Genomic DNA, 18148 nt, shown 5'->3' on the forward strand with positions numbered 1-18148 from the left:
CGTATGCAACAAACTCTCATGGGTGTCGGTGGTCTGGCTCTGAGCCTGATGGCATCCTCCGTTATGGCGCAGACCCTGACCCAGGCTGAAATCGATCAGCTGGGTACTTCCCTGACGCCGATTGGTGCCGAGAAGGCGGGTAACGCCTCCGGTACTATCCCTGAATGGACCGGTGGCCTGCCGACCAATGCTGGTCAAGCTCTGGGCGACAACTTCTACGAAGACCCCTTTGCTGGCCAACAGCCGGAATTCGTCATCACCGCCCAGAACTACCAGCAGTATAAGGACAACCTGACCCCTGGCCAGATTGCCATGTTCGAGCGCTATCCTGAGACCTTCAAGATGCCGGTCTACAAGACCGAGCGTACTGTTGGTTACCCGCAGTCTGTCTACGACCAGGTCAAGCGCACTGCCGGTCAGGCCAAGCTGGTTAACGGTGGCGACGGTATTTCCGACTTCTCGCACGGCACCTTCGCCTTCCCGATTCCGAAATCGGGCGCAGAAGTTATCTGGAACCACAACACCCGCTATCGCCTGAACGTGCACCGCTGGTACATGCAGGCCATGCCGCAAACCAACGGCTCCTTCACGCTGATCAAGCTGGAAGAAGAAGTGGGTTATCCGCAGCTGATGCCCGATGTCGACGAGTCGACCATGCCCAACACCCTGCTGTTCTTCAAGCAGCGCGTAAACGCCCCGGCTCGTCTGGCGGGTAACGTACTGCTGGTACACGACAGCCTGGATCAGCTGAAAGAGCCGCGCATGGCGTGGGTATACAACGCTGGTCAGCGCCGCGTACGCCGCGCTCCTCAGGTTGCCTACGACGGCCCGGGTACCGCGTCTGACGGTATGCGTACTTCTGACAACTTCGCCATGTATAACGGTGCGCCTGACCGTTACAACTGGAAGCTGGTTGGCAAGAAAGAAGTCTATATTCCGTACAACAGTGGCAAGCTGACCCAGCGCGGCACCGAGTACGGTGACGTTCTGCAGGCTGGTCACATCAACCCCGACTACACCCGTTTTGAGCTGCACCGCGTGTGGGAAGTGCAGGGTAACGTCAAGGATGGTCAGCGTCACATCTACGCTCAGCGTAACTTCTTCATGGACGAAGACTCCTGGATGATCTCGCTGGCTGACCACTACGACGGTCGTGGCACGCTCTGGCGTGTAGGTGAAGGCCACATCGGCTTCAACTACGCCAACCAGATCCCGGGCTACTCCATCGAGACCCTGTATGACCTGTTGGCCGGCCGTTACATCGCCTTGGGCATGTACACCGAAGAAGTGTCCGGTCCGGACTTCGACTTCGAGCCGAACTACAATCAGTTCACACCGGCTGCCCTGCGTGCTTCGGGTATCCGCTAAGTTCTGATGCTGCTTTGATGTTTGGGTTTTAGGGGGTCTCTTCGGATACCCCCTTTTTTATTGTGTATCCCGTCTCCTTTCCCTGAGCCCGGCCTGCCAGTCTGCTAAACTGCGTGCTTCTTTCGAGCAGATCAACCGACCGAGTGACTCTTTTGTTCAGCGAACTCCAATTGCATGAGCGCCTGCTTAAAGCGCTTGCCGAACTGTCTTTTCAGCAACCTACCGAGGTGCAGCAACAGGCGATTCCTGCTGCTATCGAGGGGCGCGACCTTTACGTGATTGCGCAGACCGGCAGCGGCAAGACTGCCGCCTACGTGCTGCCCATGCTGCAGCGGCTGTTGCAGGACGACAGCAAGCCGCTGGCGCCGCGCGGCCTGATTCTGGTGCCGACCCGCGAGCTGGCCAGGCAAGTGCTGAAGGATATTGCCGCGCTGGCGCAGTTCACCTTTCTCAAGGCAGAGCAGGTCACCGGTGGCGAAGACTTCAAGGTGCAGGCAGCGCGCCTGCGCAAGAATCCGGACATTGTGGTCGCAACGCCGGGGCGTGCGCTGGAACAGCTCACTGCCGGTAATCTGGAGTTGACCGCAGTACAGACGCTGGTACTGGATGAAGCCGACCGCATGCTGGATATGGGCTTTGCCGAGGATGTCGGCAAGCTGGCCGAGGCTTGCCCGGCGCAGCGTCAGACCATGCTGTTCTCCGCAACCAAAGGCAATCGCGGCTTGCAGCGGATGATCGACTCGGTGCTGACCGAACCGCAGATTCTGGAGCTGAACTCGGTACGTGACGATACTCCGAGTATCACCCAGCAGGTTATCCCGGCGGATGACAACACCCACAAGGAAGCCATGCTCAAGTGGCTTATGCTGAATCACGGCGAAGGCAAGACCATCGTCTTTACCAACACCAGGGTAATGGCCGATCGCATCAATGGCGTGCTGCGCGCGCTTGATCTGCGTGTCTACGTGCTGCACGGCGAGAAGGATCAGAAAGACCGCTACATGGCGGTTGAACGCTTCAAGCAGGGTGCCAACGGCATTCTGGTAGCGACTGACGTTGCGGCCCGTGGTCTGGATATCGTTGAGCTGGATCGCGTGGTGAACTTTGATATGCCGCGCAGCGGCGATGACTACCTGCACCGGGTTGGTCGTACCGGCCGTGCCGGTGCCGAAGGTCTGGCGATCTCGCTGGTTAGCCCGCACGAGTGGAATCTGATGTCGAGCATTGAGCGCTATCTGCGCCGTCAGTTCGAGCGCCGCTTGCTGGCGGAGGTGCCCGGTAGCTTCAAGGGGCCGAAAAAGGTCAAGTCCTCAGGCAAGCCGGTTGGCAGCAAGAAAAAGAAAGACAGCAAAAAGGACGGTAAGAAGACCGCGGCCAAGCCGAAGAAGCCAAAGGCAGGCAAGCGCCCGTCGCGGCCGCCGACAGGGCAGGTGGTAACATCCTCCGACGGACTGGCGCCGCCAAAGCGGCGCTAAAAGAGGGTTGCGCCGCGTGTGGCCGATCCATTAGAGTCGTCGCATCGTTTAAAGGTAACCAAGCCATGACACTTCGCTCCGCACAGATCAACATCGCCAGCGCCCTGCGTGCTGTCGCTCCTGCGCGCGCGTCAGTTGGTTACTTTTATTTTGGGTATTGGTTTAGCCAAAGGCGCGCCTGATACCCCACAGGCGGCCTGAATTCACGGGACGCCACCAGAGAATCAACAAACCCCGGTCGGCCTCCCGACCGGGGTTTTTTATTTGGCTTCGATTTTTACTGACTTTGAGGAATGACCATGTACGTACAACGCACTTTCAACCCCCGTTCTTACCGCAGCTGGCGATTTTGCTCTGGTGCCCTGACCACACGACATTCACTCGATCGAACACCCAGATAGCGCTGTGGCGCAAAGACCGCCACAGCTAAGGAAGCAAAAGATGACCGCCACCGTAACTGCACTCGCCAGCGCCGCAGCGACCACTCAAAGCGCCAGCGCCGCACCGACCACTCAAAGCGCCGCCCGCCGCACCCACACCCTGCCGACGCCGGCTCAGCTGCGCGAGCGTCTGCCTCTGAGTTCCGCTGAGGCCGCCGCCATTGAGGCCCACCGCCAAGCCATTCGTGACATCCTGGCGGGCAAGGATAATCGCTTGCTGGTGATCACCGGGCCCTGTTCCCTGCATGACCCCGATGCTGCAATCGAGTACGCCGAGCGCCTGGCTGAGCTGCAGAGCCGCGTTGCAGACCGCTTGCTGCTGGTGATGCGTGCCTACGTTGAAAAACCGCGCACTACCGTTGGCTGGAAGGGCATGCTGTACGATCCCCAGCTCGACGGCAGCGGTGATATGGCCGGTGGCTTGGCGCTCTCTCGCCGCACCATGCTGGCGATCAGCGAGCTGGGTTTGCCGATCGCCACCGAGCTGCTGCAACCGCTGGCCGCGAGTTACCTGGATGATCTGTTGAGCTGGGGCTGTATTGGTGCGCGTACCAGTGAGTCGCAGATTCACCGCGAGATGGTCAGTGGCCTGCACTTGCCGGTCGGTTTCAAGAACGGAACGGATGGCAGCATGACGGTCGCCTGTGATGCCATGCGTTCAGCCCGCCACCCGCATCAGCATTTCGGCATGGACCTGCATGGCCGCCCAGCGCTGGTTGAGACTGCGGGCAATCCAGACACCCATATCGTGCTGCGTGGCGGTCACAGTGGCCCCAATTACCAGGCTGATGCTGTGGCCAAGGTGCGCGCAGAGCTGGAGCGCTTGGGTATGCCGGCGGCGTTGGTGGTGGACTGCAGTCACGCCAACAGCGGTAAAGACCCGCTGCGCCAGCCCCAGGTAATGGCCGATGTGATCGCTCAGCGCGCGGCGGGGGATGCCAGCCTGCGCGGCGTCATGCTCGAAAGCCACCTGTTTGATGGTTGTCAGGCATTGTCGGGAGAGCTGCGTTACGGCATATCCATCACCGACGGCTGTCTGGGTTGGGAGGCGACTGAGCAATCGCTGCTGGCTGCCGCTGAGCAGCTTCGCGGTTAAGTCTTGCGCCGCCGATCCAGTGGTCGGCGGCGCGAGACGGCGTTGTTGTCAGGCTGTCTGAGGTTCGGTGCTTGCAGGGTAGAGGAAGAAGCCTGCCAGCGAGCACAGCGCTGCACCGCTCAACAGCAGGCCCAGGGTCAGTGAGGGGGGCAGGGCGATGGCGCTGATCAACCCGGTGCCGGTGGCCGCAATGGTCATCTGCATAAACCCCAATAGCGATGAAGCCAGCCCCGCCTGCTCGGCGAAGGGCTGCAGGGTAACCGCAGTGCCCAGGGGGTTGATGACGCCCATGCCGGCAAGAAACAGACAGATGGCCAGGCTGAACTGCATCAGATCCTGCCCCTCATACAGCAGTACCTGCAATGTCCCGCCCGCCAGTGCAATCAAGCTACCAAAAACAGCGACCTGAACAGCGCCCCAGCGCTGAGCCATCTGTGGTGCCAGGATTCCTGCGCTGAAAACCACCAACACGGTCGCGGCAAAGAACACTCCGAGCTGCATGCTGCTGTAGCCCATGCCGCGCATCATGATGGCTGGCGCAGACGCGAAGAACGCATAGAGCCCGCCAATCACCAGGCTGACCGAGAGTGCCGGCAGGGCAAAGCGGCGGTCGGCCAGTAGCTGCAGGTAGGACCGGGCGATGGCGCCTGCGGTCATCTTCAGTCGGGCCGAGGGTGCATGGGTTTCGCCCATCGACAGCGCATAGCTGATGATCAGAATGACGCCTACGGCCGCAACCAAGGCGAAACTGGTGCGCCAGCCAAGCTGGCTGTCGATCACGCTGCCGAGTAACGGCGAAAAGCCGGGCGCTGCAGCCATGGCCACCATGATGAACGCCAGTGCCTTTGCCAGTACCGGCCCGTCATACAGGTCACGGGCTACCGCCCGGGCCAGCACCGAGGCGGCGCACACGCCAGCCGCTTGGGTCACCCTGGCAGCGATCATGGTGTTCAGGTCGGTCGCACTGGCGCCGAGCAGGCTGCCCAGTACAAAGAGAATCAGGCCTCCCAGGATCAGCGGGCGCCGGCCGTAGCGGTCTGACAGCGGGCCAACCAGAAGCTGCCCGAGTGCAAACACCAGAAAGAAGCTGCTGAGGGTGAGTGCCATGTCGGCCGCAGACGCATCAAGCGACGCTGCCATCGCCGGGAAGGACGGCAGGATGATGGTGGTCGACAGGGTGCCGACCGCCGCCAACCCGGACAGCAGCACCAGCGTGCGCGTTGTGCTGCTCATGCCGGCGCCTGCTGAGCGCTGACCGAGCTGACGAGGGCGCAGCTGCGGGCGATCACCTGCGCATCGGTCAAAATACGGCGATGGCCAAGCCCGTCGAGCTCAACCAGGTCGGACGCAGGCCAGTGGCTGTGCAGATCTTTTGAGGCGGCGAAGGGCACCACCCGATCGGCCGGGTCGTGCATGATCAACCCCGGATGCTGCAAGCCGTGCTTGAGTGCAGGCAGGTCCATTGCGCTGGTCTGTGTCCCAATGTGTTGCTCTACCCAGCTGCGGAACAGCGCCTGCTCCTCGCTGCTTAAGCTGAAGGCCATTCCCTGCAGCTTCACCATCGGGCTGAGCGACGACGGGCCGCACAGGTGGACGCTGGCCTTGACCTGCAGGCCATGGGCGAAGGCCCACAGGGCGGCTGCCGAACCGAGCGAGTGAGCGATCACAGCGTGAATGGGCCCCAGGCTGTCGGCAACGGCGGCAAGTGCACGGCCCGCATGCACCGGGCTACTCAGCTCACCGCCGGACTCGCCATGGGCGGGCAGGTCAAACAAGGTGACGGCAAATCCGGCGCGCAGCAGGGGCTCAATGAAGCCCGCCAGGTGCGAACCACGGCTGTCCCAGCCATGTGCCAGCAGTATGCGCGGGCCAAGGCCCAGGCTCCAGATGGCGATATCGCCGTCCTCGAAAGGCAGCGTAGTGCGCTCGGCCTGGGCGAGCACAGAGCGCTCAAGGCTGCTGGCTTGAATGCGCTGCGGCACGCTGAAGGCGCGGCAGGCGCTGTCGAGTGCTGAGGAAGGTGCGGCGCTGGCATGTTGACCGGTCATGGCTGTGCTCCGAAATTTATATTATGGTGTTAATGTTATTTAAATGTCGGTCATCATTTAAAAAGAGTCAAGCTTTTTTGTGTTCTTTACGGAGTGTCGGTACGGATGAGGGGTGTTGCCTCGGTCAGGCAGTGAGAACCGTTCAGTCACCCTGCGGTTGCAGGGTGTGTCAGGGCAAGTAAAGCCAGGGGAGTAGCTGCTTCCCTAGCCCATACAGAAGGTTGTTACCGTGTCGCGGAGCCCCGATGGTTACAGGGTATAGAGCGCGTGTCGATCCACAGGGGCACCTGGCTGCCTGGCGCCTCGGGTTCGCTGCGTTGCCCGGTGTGCTTAGTTGGCCGAATCACCGCCTGCCAATGCATCGAGAAAGCTCTCCAGTACCAGATGCGGGCGACGTCCCTTGCGCGTCACCGCCGATAGCACCAGATCATAGTGATAACGCGCCGGATCGAGCGCCCGCATGCGGCCACTGGCAACCCATTGGGCGGCGTAGTGGTCTGGCAGGTAGCCGATGTAGTGGCCGGTCAGCAGCAAAAAGGCAATACCCTCGCGGTCTGAGGCTGTCGCGGTGCAGCGCAACTGCTGAAACTGCTCCTGCACCTCGGCGGGTACGCGAAAGCTGGGTGAGATAGCATCGTGGCGCTGCAGCTCATGCAGGGTCAGTTGCTCATCGCTCAGCTCGAACAACGGGTGCCCGACCGCGCAATAGAGTTCGGCACGCTCGCTGTACAGCGGCTGATACTCCAGACCGGAGAGGGCGCCCACCTGCGGAATTACGCCCACGTGCAGCCGGCCATCGAGCACGCCTTGTTCAACCTGTCCCGGCGCCGACATGCTGATCTGGATGCGCACGTCCGGGCCGCGGGTTTTCAGGCCTGCCAGTGCGTGGGTGACGCGCATGTGGGGCATGGTGACCAGGTTGTCGGTCAGCCCGATATTGAGTTCACCGCGCAGGTGCTGGTGCAGCCCGTTGACCTCGGTGCGGAAGTTTTCCAGCGCGGAGAACAGTTGCAGCGCCGCCTGATACACCTCGCGCCCATCTTCGGTCATGGCAAAGCCGGCGCGGCCACGCTGACACAGGCGCAAGCCCAGGCGCTGCTCAAGGTCGCTCATTTGTTGGCTGATGGCCGAGCGGCCGATGCCCAGCACGCTTTCGGCCACAGAAAAACCGCCGCATTCAACGACCGTGCGGAACACGCGCAGCAGGCGTAGATCAATATCTGAGAGTTGGGCCAGAGGAGCAGAGCGACGGTTTTTCATAGTTTAGTGGTTGCCAAACTGAAGGTATAAAAAGTCATGTTTTATCATAACTTTTGCTGTGGCAACGTATGGGCATTGAAAACACGGGCGTAGACGCGCTCTTTGCCGACTTATCGTGAGGCACCACCATGCAAGACCACAGCACCGAACAGCTCGCCAGTCAGCTCAAGCTGGATGCGCACTGGATGCCGTTTTCCGCCAACCGCAACTTTCATCGTGATCCGCGCCTGATTGTCGCTGCCGAGGGTAGCTGGCTGACCGACGCCGATGGCCGTCGTATCTACGACAGCCTTTCTGGTCTGTGGACCTGCGGGGCGGGGCACTCGCGCAGCGAGATCCAGCAGGCGGTGGCGAAGCAGCTGGGCACGCTGGACTACTCTCCCGGCTTCCAGTTTGGTCATCCGCTGTCGTTCCAGCTGGCCGAGCAGGTTGCAGCCAAGCTGCCGGGTGACTTGAATCACCTGTTCTTTACCAACTCCGGCTCCGAGTGTGCGGACACGGCGGTGAAGATGGCGCGCGCCTACTGGCGCCTCAAGGGCCAGCCAAACAAGGCCCGGATGATCGGCCGTGCCCGTGGTTATCACGGTGTGAATATCGCCGGCACCAGCCTGGGTGGCATCGGCGGCAACCGCAAGATGTTTGGTCAGCTAATGGAAGCCGACCACCTGCCGCATACCCTGCAGCCGGGCATGGCATTTACCCGCGGCATGGCCGAAACCGGCGGTGTCGAGCTGGCCAACGAGATGCTCAAGCTGATCGAGCTGCACGATGCATCCAACATTGCGGCGGTCATCGTCGAGCCGATGTCTGGCTCGGCCGGCGCCATTGTGCCGCCCAAGGGCTATCTGCAGCGTCTGCGCGAGATTTGCGATCAGCACGATATTCTGCTGATCTTTGACGAGGTGATTACCGGCCTTGGGCGCCTGGGGCGCTGGACGGGTGCCGAGTACTTCGGTGTTACCCCGGACATGATGAATCTGGCCAAGCAGATCACCAATGGCGCCATTCCTATGGGCGCGGTCGCGGTTACCGGCGAGATTTACCAGACCTTCATGCAGCAGAACACGCCAGAGCATGCGGTCGAGTTTGGCCACGGCTACACCTATTCGGCGCACCCGGTGGCCTGCGCCGCGGGCCTGGCGACCATGAAACTGCTGGAAGATGACGCTCTGATTCAGCAGGCAGCCGACCTGGCTCCGCAGTTTGAGTCCATGCTGCATAGCGTAAAGGGGGCGGAGCACATTGTGGATATTCGCAACTGCGGCCTGGCTGGCGCCATTCAGCTGGCCCCGCGTGACGGTGACCCGACCATTCGGCCCTTTGAAGCCGGTATGGCGCTGTGGAAGGCCGGTTTCTATGTTCGCTTTGGCGGCGACGCCCTGCAGTTCGGGCCCATGTTCAATGCTCGCCCGGAAGATCTGGACCGCGTATTCGATGCGGTCGGCAGTGTACTGAACACATTGGATTGAGATTCAACCGAGGTGCCTGATTGCACCTTGTGACCCATTCAGGAGTTATTTGATGAGCAATATTACCCATCTGATCGACGGCCATCCGGTTGCCGGCACCGGCCGCAGCGCCGACGTATTCAACCCGTCCACCGGCACCGTCAGTGGTCAGGTGCCGCTGGCTGATGATGCGGTTATCCAGCAGGCGATCGACTCGGCCAAGGCGGCATTCCCGGCCTGGCGTCGCACACCTGCGGCCAAGCGTGCGCAGATCATGTTTCGCTTCAAGCAACTGCTGGAAGAAAACGAAAACACCATCGCCGAGATGATCAGCGCCGAGCACGGCAAGACCATCGAAGACGCTGTTGGCGAACTCAAGCGCGGTATCGAGAACGTTGAATACGCTTGCGCAGCTCCCGAGATCCTCAAGGGTGAATACAGCCGCAACGTTGGCCCTGACATTGATGCCTGGAGTGATTTTCAGCCGGTTGGCGTGGTGGCTGGTATCACGCCGTTCAACTTCCCGGCCATGGTGCCGCTGTGGATGTATCCGCTGGCCATCGTGTGCGGTAACTGCTTTATCTTGAAGCCGTCCGAGCGCGATCCAAGCTCCACCCTGTTCATCGCCGAGCTGCTGCATCAGGCGGGTCTGCCCAAGGGCGTGCTGAACGTGGTGCACGGCGACAAGCAGGCGGTGGATGCGCTGATCGCAGCGCCTGAGGTCAAGGCATTGAGCTTTGTCGGTTCTACCCCGATTGCCGAATACATCTACGCCGAAGGCACCAAACGCGGCAAGCGTGTACAGGCTCTCGGCGGCGCCAAGAACCACGCGGTCTTGATGCCCGATGCGGATTTGGACAACGCGGTCAGCGCGCTGATGGGGGCGGCCTACGGCTCCTGCGGCGAGCGCTGCATGGCGATTTCGGTCGCGGTTTGTGTCGGTGATCAGGTTGCCGATGCGCTGGTCGAGAAGCTGGTGCCGCAGATCAAGGCGCTGAAAGTCGGCCCGGGCACTACCTGCGGTCTGGATATGGGCCCGCTGGTGACGGGGCAGCACCTGGACAAGGTGACCGGTTACGTTGAAGACGGCGTGAGCGCAGGTGCCGAACTGGTGGTCGATGGTCGCGGCCTGAGCATTGACGGCCACGAAGAGGGCTTCTTCCTCGGTGGCTGCCTGTTTGATCGCGTCACCCCCGAGATGCGCATCTACCAGGAAGAGATCTTTGGCCCGGTGCTGTGCGTGGTGCGCGTCAACAGCCTGGAAGAGGCGATGCAACTGATCAACGATCACGAGTACGGCAACGGCACCTGCATTTTTACCCGCGATGGTGAGTCTGCGCGCCTGTTCTGCGACGAGATTGAAGTGGGTATGGTTGGTGTCAACGTACCGCTGCCGGTGCCGGTTGCCTACCACAGCTTTGGTGGCTGGAAGCGCTCGTTGTTTGGTGATCTGCACGCCTACGGTCCGGACGGGGTGCGTTTCTACACCCGTCGCAAGGCGATCACCCAGCGCTGGCCCAAGCGCGCCAGCCATGAGGCCGCGCAGTTTGCCTTCCCCAGTAACGGCTGATTTGTCGTTCTCACAGGCCGCCGCAAGGCGGCCTGTTTCGTTTGAGGCATTAATTTCTAATCTATTAATTGCTGCAGCCGATATAGTCTCCTGATTGCAAGATGATGGCGCAAAACAGGCTTGGCCTTGGCAGGGTACGCGCCTACACTGACCCTCTTCCCGACGTAGTGTGGCGAGTTCAGGAGCGAACGATCAGGCATGCCAGATAATAACAAGGCGGACATCCACCGTAGCGAACAGCGGCCGGAGTTTTGGGACCTGTCCATGCGGTGTTGCCAGTTGGCAGCAACGGTCGATATCTGTTTTTTTGCCATTTTTCTTTGGCTTGGTTCGCCTATTCTGGCCTGGATTAACGTCATCAGTGTGGGCATGTATGCCTACGCCTATCGAGCCTTTCGCCAGCGGCGCAACTACCTGGCAGTGATGCTGATTCGCATTGAGGTGCTGGTGCATGCCGCGCTCGGTGTCGTGCTTATCGGCTGGGACAGCGGCTTCCATTACTTTTTGCTGATGTTCATTCCCGCATTGTTCGCCAGTATGCACCTGCGTAGCGCCTGGATTCTGGCGATTTGCCTGTGGGCCTATTACGTCGGTCTGTATGTGCTGATGACCTTTATCGACCCGCTGCAGCCGGTGTCTGACATCGCGCTGTTGTACGTCAATATCTTCAACTTCACCGTCGTCTTTCTGATGTTTGCCTATCTGACCATGTACTACGTGGTGACGGTAACGCGGGCCCATCGACGGCTGGCGCGTATGGCAACCACCGATCCGCTGACCGGGCTGTTCAATCGCCGGCATATGGTTGAACTGACAGAAAAGCTGCTGGCCCGAGAGCAGCGTCAGCCGCGCAATCTCGCGCTTATGCTGATGGATCTGGATCATTTCAAGGACATCAATGACCAGTATGGTCATGAGCTGGGCGACCGGGTGCTTGAGCGGGTAGCTGATCTGCTCCGCAAACAAGGTCGGGAACAGGACTTTGTCGGTCGCTGGGGTGGGGAAGAGTTTCTGGTGGTCTTGCCGGAGACTGACCCAGTCCAGGCGCGCACGGCCGCCGAACGTATTCGGGCGGCGGTGGAAACGCTGGACTGGACTGATGTACAGCCGGGCCTCAAGGTGACCCTGTGTGTTGGTATCAGCCAACTGAACGAGCTGGAGACCTTTAGCAGCGCCATTGCTCGAGCTGATGGCGCGCTTTATCGCGGCAAGGCGCACGGCCGTAATCGCGTCGAGCAAGCAGAGCTGGAGGATCTGGACCCCATGGTGGTAGAGCAGCCGGCTTCATAGGGCCAGCTAGCGTTTGTTCACCCGCAGGCAGGCTGGTTAATGAAACCGCAACCGGCCCTAATCTGCGTCCAGAGAGGGGCCGATCATCTCGGCTACCTGCTCGTACACACCCGGGCAGGCGACCAGATAAGGGTTGCCCTTGAGCAACCCCTCGCCGCGCAGGAAGTTATTGCAGCGCCCACCAGACTCCGCCAGCAACGCCAGCCCGGCGACGCAATCCCAGCTTTTCAGGCAGGTCTCGTAGTAGCCAAGCAAGCGACCTGCTGCGACATAGGCCGTCATCAGCGCGCCTGAGCCGTTGCGCAGAAACATACCGCCAGCATCGAGCAGCTTGCCCAGAAAGGGCATGAAGTGTTGTTTACCCTCGGCATAAAAAGTCCCAACGCCCAGCAAGCCGGCGCGCAGGTCCTGCGCCTCGCTCACGCGCAACGGCTGCTCGTTGACCCAGGCACCAAAACCGCGGCCGCCGTGGAACAGCTCATCGTGGTTCGGGTCTGCGACGGCGCCGATGGCGGGAACACCGTCAACCAGCAGGCCGATTGACACGCACCAGTTGTGCAGCCCGTGCAGAAAACAAGCCGTGCCATCAATCGGGTCGATAACCCAGATGCAGCGTGCATCAAGGCGCTGCGCACCGGTCTCCTCGCCAACAAAACCGTCTTCGGGAAAGAGCTTCATCAGCTCGGCCTTGATGAAAACTTCCAGCTCGCGGTCAGCGGCGCTGACCACATCCTGGCTGAATCCACCCTTGTGCTCTACGGCCAATTGGTCGCGTTGGCGGTAAAGCCGCAGACCGCGCTGCGCCGCTTCACGTGCCAGCTGGCAGGCCAGTTGATAGCGGCTGCTGAGATCGAGGGGCTGAGTAGCGTGCATGAGTAGAAATCCGGCTGAACAATAGCGGGGAGCGTACTCAATTGCGCTGCTTATGGTAAGAGGGTGGCGAGGTTTTCAGGGGGAGAGACCGGTGATTAATTCAGCGGTGCACTGCATGGCGGCGGGGATAGAGCTGCAGGCAGAACCAACAGGGCAGCCGGTCGTTTGAGGCTGCCCTGCGTGGGTGGGTTCAGGCGTTGTTGCTGGCGCAGTCGGGGGTAGTGGTGTAGGTGCGCGAGCTGTCGACATTGCCCAGCTGGTCGAGGGTGCGACGGCCGAGCAGGACCGGGTAGTGCATGTTGCTGCGATCGCGCAGGGAGAACTCTTCATTTAGGCGCTCGCCAGCAATACACACGTCCATGCGCACAACCGGGCGCTCCTCCGAGCCGCCAGCGCCCCGTACGCTCAGGTCACGTTCCAGCGGTCGCTCAAAGGTTTTACTGATCAGGCTTTCCGACTTCAGGTCTTCCAGTGCGACCTTGAAGCGGACCCATTGCTCACCGTCGCGCTCGAAGCGCTCGATGTCCTCCGCGTGCATTGACGAGGTCAGTGCGCCGGTGTCCAGCTTGAACTTGACGGTCATGTCAGCGGGCTCGATTACCCCTTGTTCGATCCAGCCCAGGTTGCGGGGGCTATCTGCGTTGGCCGTCAACGGCAAGGCGGTGGCGAGAGCGATTGCAGCGGGCAGGAACAGGGTCTTCAATGTCGCGGGCATCCGTAACGTCTCCTAGAGCAGCCAAAGTGAGGGAGCACCCGCCTGGTGTCGCGTCGAGCGCATGACAGCAAGGTGGCGCTTCCCGATATGCATTAATGGACCAAGGAGGCGTTGATTAATTCCATTAGCGTTTGTGTCTGAATGCAAACGTCGCCATGTGGCGAGGTCTGTGCCCTGGTTGGCGCGGGGACGGGCCGGCATAGCGCTTGCCGGCCCGCGTTATTTACTGCGGGGTGAGGCGGTACAGGCCGTTGTTGGTGTCGGAGCCGAAATAGACACGGCCTTGCGCATCTACTGCCAGCCCGGTCGGAATGCCGGTTGGCGGCATGCCGGGCCCGGCAGCCAAGCCAATTGGCAGCTGTTCGGCGCTCACCTGTTTGCTGCCGGTTTCAGGATCTATGCTGACCAGCCGCTGGGCACTGGGCTCTGCTACCAGCAGGCGGCCGTCTGGCAGTTCGGCCAGCCCCTCGGGCAATTGCAGGCCGTCTGCAACGGTATGCAGGCTGAAATCAGCCGGGTCCAGACGCGCCAACTCGCCGCTGAGCAGGGTCAGGTAGATCTGGCCGCTGCGGCTTTTGATCATCTGTACCGGGCCTTGCAGCCCACTGGCAACTTCGCGGCTCTGCGCCAGCTCCGGGCCGGAAAGCTGCAGCAGTTTGCCGCTCGCCAGCTCGCTGACCAGCACGCTGCCGTCCTCCAGTTCTACTGCGGCGGAGGGCGCATTGAGGTGGTGGACCATAGCCTGGGTGCTGTTGTCGCTGCGGTTGATGGCCTGCAAGGTGCCGGTCGAGAAGCTGGTAACCAGCAGGCGCTCACGGCCCAGCGCAACGTTGATCGGGTATTCGGCATCGGAGCCATGCGCACGGCGCAGATCGGTCACTTCGCCGCTGTCGGTATCCACGGCGCGCAGTGCGAAGACATCGGCCACATACAGGGTCTTGCCGTCTTCGGAAAGAGTCAGCCCAGCCGGCACCGCCAGCTCGCCGTTGACCAGGCGGTGCTGCTCGCCGGTTTCGGGGTTGACGCGGGTAATCCGGTTGTTGGCCATGTTGGACACGTAGATGTTGTCTTCCGCGTCCAGCGCCAGGTTGTCCAGAGCGCTGTCGAGCTGGGCGATCAGGCGGGTTTCGCCGCTGCTCTGGTCAACCTGCTTGAGCTGGCCACTGAAAGTATCGATGGCGTAGAGATTACCCTTGGAGTCGAAGTTGGCGGCAGCTGGGGTCTTGAAGTCACTGGAGATGACCTTGACCTCACCATCGGCCGGATTGATGCGCACGATCTGGCCTTTGAACCACAGCGGGCCATACAGCCAGCCATCGGTACCTACTTCAAAACCGTTGAAACCACCGAGTTCCTTGCCGATCAGTCGCGGCGGGGCGGCGCCTGTGCGATCAATTTCCCACAGGGCATCACCGAGGAACACCTGGCTGGCGTAGAGCGCGCCGGTTTCATCGTTGAAGTCCAGGGAGTTGATGCCGGGCAGGTCGGTTGCCAGCACCTGGATAGGCGCGGCGTCGTTCTCCCGGTACATGACTTTGCCGGTATAAAAACCGGTCCAGGCCATCTCGCCATTGGGCCCGATGGCGATGTCATCGCCCTGACCGTCATTGGGGCCGATCAGTGTTTGTACTTCGCCGTTGTCGGTGTCGACTTCATACAGGCTGGCGCCGACCACGCTGCCGGCGAGCAGACGACCCTGCTTGTCGACGGCCAGACCGTGCACGCCCTTGAAAGGAGAGGGGGCGACCAGTTGTTCCGGTGCGGAGTAGTTGGTGGCTAACGCCAGAGGCGCCAGGCTGAATAGCCCGGCGAGCGTAAGGGTGCGAAGGCGCAACGTCATCTTGGAGCTTCCTTGTTGTTGTTTTGCTCCGATTCTAGACCTGGATGGGGTTGTTTGTGGGGGGATCAGGCAGGGTTATGGTGGGGGATAAATAGACTTGGCGTGATGCTCGCGTCCGCGTAGGTTCATTTGCGGGGTTCTGTTTTTGAGCTGCTGTCTGTTTCGCTTTTCGCCTTTGCCGGCGAGCTAAGGGGGGCTGCTTGCCCAGCCCCCCTTAGCGATCCCCCGGGGCACCCGACTACGCGGCCCTTCGGGTTCGCTGCGTTGCTCGGTCTGACGGGGAGTCGCAGAACTCGTCGCTTCGCTCCTCAGACATGCTGCGACTCTTTTTCCCGCCAGCCCCGGCGCTACTCGCCCGCGTAAACGGGGAGGGGCTGCGTGCATGCTTCACGGTTTGCGGTCTGTAATCTGCAACCCCCAGATTAGGGTTACAGGGGCAGCCACCGTCACGCCGGCTGCTCAGCCTCCTCCAGCTCCTCACCAATAAACCCACCAGACTGACGCGCCCAGAGGCGAGCATAGACGCCGTTTTGCTCGATCAGCTCGGCGTGGGAGCCTTGCTCGATGATATTGCCGTGTTCCAATACCACCAGCCGGTCCATCTGCGCGATGGTGGACAGGCGGTGGGCGATGGCGATCACGGTTTTGCCGTCCATCAGGCGGTTCAGGTTTTCCTGAATCGCTGCTTCTACATCCGAGTCGAGCGCCGAGGTGGCTTCGTCGAGGATCAGGATGGGCGCGTCCTTGAGCATCACCCGTGCGATTGCGATGCGCTGGCGTTGGCCGCCGGACAGCTTCACGCCGCGCTCGCCCACGTGGGCATCAAAACCCCGACGGCCCTTGGCGTCTTCCAGCTCGGCAATGAACTGATCTGCCTCCGCGTTGCGCGCAGCCTGGTGCATCATCTGCTCGTCGGCATCCGGGCGCCCGTAGAGGATGTTGTCGCGCACCGAGCGGTGTAGCAGCGAGGTATCCTGGGTCACCATGCCGATATGTTCACGCAGGCTGTCCTGCTGCACATCGGCAATGTTCTGGCCGTCGATTATCACGCGGCCGCCCTCAACGTCATAGAAACGCAGCAGCAGGTTGACCAGCGTAGATTTACCGGCGCCGGAGCGGCCCACCAGACCGATCTTTTCACCGGGGCGAATGTGCAGGTTGAGCTGCTCCATCACGCCGCTGCCCTTGCCGTAGTGAAAGCTGACGTCCTCGAAGCGAATGTCGCCCTGACTGACGGCCAGTGGCGCTGCGTTCGGGCGATCAAGCACCAGTTGTGGGCGGGAGATGGAGTTGACGCCGTCCTGCACCGTGCCGATGTTCTCGAACAGGGCGGACAGCTCCCACATGATCCACTGGGACATGCCCCACAGGCGCAGCACCAGCGCGACTGCCACCGCGACTGCGCCCACGCTGATCGAATCCTGCACCCAGAGCCACAGGGCCAGCCCGGCCACGCCCAGCAGCAACAGGGCGTTGAGGACGTAGAGCAGGCTGTACAGGGTGGTTACCAGCCGCATCTGCTTGTACACGGTGACCATGAACTGGTCCATGCCTTCGCGCGCATAGGCCGATTCACGGCGGGCGTGGGAGAACAGTTTGACCGTCTGGATGTTGGTATAGCTGTCGACGATGCGCCCGGTCATGACCGAGCGGGCATCAGCCTGCACCTTGGCGACCTGGCCCAGTACCGGAATGAAATAGCGCATCAGCAGGATGTAACCGACCAGCCAGCCCAGCATGGGCAGGGTCAGGCGCCAATCGGCAAAACCGACCAGGATCAGGGTGCCGATGAAATAGACACAGATGTAGTTGAGTACGTCGATCAGCTTGATTACGCACTCGCGCACAGCCAGCGCCGTCTGCAGCAGTTTGGTGGCGATGCGCCCGGCGAACTCGTCCTGGTAGAAGGCCATCGATTGCTTGAGCAGATAGCGGTGCACCAGCCAACGGATGCGCATGGGATAGTTGCCCATCAGCGTCTGATGGGTCATCAGGCTATTGATAAAAATCAGCGAGGGCAGGGCAACCAGCACCACAAAGGCCATGCCGGCCAGTTTCCATGCTTCTGTCTGCAGGAAGGTTTCGCGGTTCTGGTCCGACAGCCAGTCGACAATGCTGCCCAGAAAGCCGAACAGCCAGACCTCGGCGATGGCAATACCGGCCATCAGCAGCGAGGCAAGAATGATGTAGGGCCAGGCGCCCTTGGTGAAGTGCAGACAGAAGGGCAGCAGCTTGCGCGGCGGCTCGCTCAGCTCTTCAACGGGGAACGGATCAAGACGGTTTTCAAACCAGCGGAACATGCGGCGGCCTGCGGAATAACGAGGGGGGAAGGCCGTGCATTATGAGCGCCAAGGCGGCGGGGCTCAAGCGGACACGGCAAGCCGTGTCCCAGACTGCTGACAAAGCCCCTAGCCGAAAGGCGGGGGCTTTTGTTTAATGGGTTGTCGTTTATCGCAGGCCAACCCGATGCTCAAACCCCCTTCACCCAAACAACACGCGCTGGAGATGGTCACCCTCGAAGAACTGGTGCCAGCTGACCATCTGCTGCGCAAGATCGCCCAGCACATTGATTTCGAGTTCATTCGTCCTGCCACCCAGCACCTGTATTGTGCTGACAACGGTCGCCCGGCGATTGACCCGGTCACTCTGTTCAAGATGCTGTTTATTGGCTACCTGTTCGGCGTGCGCAGCGAACGACAGTTAATGCGCGAGATTCAGGTTAACG

The 18148-nt window shown here is 61.0% G+C and carries 14 protein-coding genes; 7 read left to right on the plus strand and 7 right to left on the minus strand.

The window, feature by feature from the left end:
- Window positions 1-3 precede the first annotated feature (3 nt).
- The 3 genes from BM116_RS13390 to BM116_RS13400 all read left to right on the plus strand — a co-directional run bounded on the left by BM116_RS13390 (window position 4) and on the right by BM116_RS13400 (window position 4379).
- The gene (locus BM116_RS13390) at window positions 4-1368 is read left to right on the plus strand and encodes a DUF1329 domain-containing protein (RefSeq protein WP_083728607.1); all 1365 of its coding nucleotides are present in this window, start codon (window positions 4-6) and stop codon (window positions 1366-1368) included.
- 152 nt (window positions 1369-1520) lie between these two features.
- Entirely contained in the window at window positions 1521-2843 is a 1323-nt protein-coding gene (locus BM116_RS13395) for a DEAD/DEAH box helicase (RefSeq protein ID WP_083728600.1), read from the plus strand.
- 441 nt (window positions 2844-3284) lie between these two features.
- Window positions 3285-4379: a 3-deoxy-7-phosphoheptulonate synthase gene (locus BM116_RS13400; RefSeq protein WP_083728599.1), complete on the plus strand. Its 1095-nt coding sequence runs from the start codon at window positions 3285-3287 to the stop codon at window positions 4377-4379.
- A 48-nt stretch (window positions 4380-4427) separates the two neighbouring features.
- On the opposite strand, the gene BM116_RS13405 is transcribed toward BM116_RS13400, so the two are convergent.
- The 3 genes from BM116_RS13405 to BM116_RS13415 all read right to left on the minus strand — a co-directional run bounded on the left by BM116_RS13405 (window position 4428) and on the right by BM116_RS13415 (window position 7687).
- A complete protein-coding gene (locus tag BM116_RS13405; protein WP_083728598.1) occupies window positions 4428-5612 on the minus strand; it encodes a multidrug effflux MFS transporter in 1185 nt (394 codons plus the stop codon).
- Complete coding sequence (locus BM116_RS13410) at window positions 5609-6427, minus strand: alpha/beta hydrolase (RefSeq protein ID WP_083728597.1); 819 nt, start codon at window positions 6425-6427, stop codon at window positions 5609-5611. Before BM116_RS13410 ends, BM116_RS13405 begins: the two co-directional genes overlap by 4 nt.
- A gap of 330 nt (window positions 6428-6757) precedes the next feature.
- Window positions 6758-7687: a LysR family transcriptional regulator gene (locus BM116_RS13415; protein WP_083728596.1), complete on the minus strand. Its 930-nt coding sequence runs from the start codon at window positions 7685-7687 to the stop codon at window positions 6758-6760.
- Window positions 7688-7815: 128 nt separating this feature from the next.
- Between BM116_RS13415 and BM116_RS13420 the strand changes: the two genes are divergently transcribed.
- The 3 genes from BM116_RS13420 to BM116_RS13430 all read left to right on the plus strand — a co-directional run bounded on the left by BM116_RS13420 (window position 7816) and on the right by BM116_RS13430 (window position 11995).
- Entirely contained in the window at window positions 7816-9156 is a 1341-nt protein-coding gene (locus BM116_RS13420; RefSeq protein ID WP_083728595.1) for an omega-aminotransferase AptA, read from the plus strand.
- Between the two features lie 52 nt (window positions 9157-9208).
- On the plus strand, window positions 9209-10705 hold the full coding sequence (locus tag BM116_RS13425) for a CoA-acylating methylmalonate-semialdehyde dehydrogenase (RefSeq protein WP_083728594.1): 1497 nt from the start codon (window positions 9209-9211) through the stop codon (window positions 10703-10705).
- Window positions 10706-10903: 198 nt separating this feature from the next.
- The gene (locus BM116_RS13430; protein WP_083728593.1) at window positions 10904-11995 is read left to right on the plus strand and encodes a GGDEF domain-containing protein; all 1092 of its coding nucleotides are present in this window, start codon (window positions 10904-10906) and stop codon (window positions 11993-11995) included.
- Between the two features lie 57 nt (window positions 11996-12052).
- Here the strand turns inward: BM116_RS13430 and BM116_RS13435 are convergent, their stop codons facing one another.
- The 4 genes from BM116_RS13435 to BM116_RS13450 form a co-directional block, all read right to left on the minus strand.
- A complete protein-coding gene (locus BM116_RS13435; RefSeq protein ID WP_083728592.1) occupies window positions 12053-12868 on the minus strand; it encodes an inositol monophosphatase family protein in 816 nt (271 codons plus the stop codon).
- Window positions 12869-13058: 190 nt separating this feature from the next.
- Window positions 13059-13583, minus strand: coding sequence for a retropepsin-like aspartic peptidase RloA3 (rloA3, locus tag BM116_RS13440; protein WP_083728591.1), 525 nt, complete (start codon window positions 13581-13583; stop codon window positions 13059-13061).
- A 223-nt stretch (window positions 13584-13806) separates the two neighbouring features.
- Window positions 13807-15423 (minus strand): Vgb family protein, encoded by a 1617-nt coding sequence (locus BM116_RS13445; RefSeq protein WP_083728590.1) that lies wholly within the window; start codon window positions 15421-15423, stop codon window positions 13807-13809.
- 446 nt (window positions 15424-15869) lie between these two features.
- On the minus strand, window positions 15870-17723 hold the full coding sequence (locus BM116_RS13450) for an ABC transporter ATP-binding protein (RefSeq protein WP_083728589.1): 1854 nt from the start codon (window positions 17721-17723) through the stop codon (window positions 15870-15872).
- 166 nt (window positions 17724-17889) lie between these two features.
- Between BM116_RS13450 and BM116_RS13455 the strand changes: the two genes are divergently transcribed.
- On the plus strand, window positions 17890-18148 hold a 259-nt coding region (locus BM116_RS13455), incomplete at its 3' end, for a transposase (RefSeq protein WP_139222364.1).

This window comes from Halopseudomonas pachastrellae (genome assembly GCF_900114765.1).
GTDB classification, from domain to species: Bacteria; Pseudomonadota; Gammaproteobacteria; order Pseudomonadales; family Pseudomonadaceae; genus Halopseudomonas; species Halopseudomonas pachastrellae.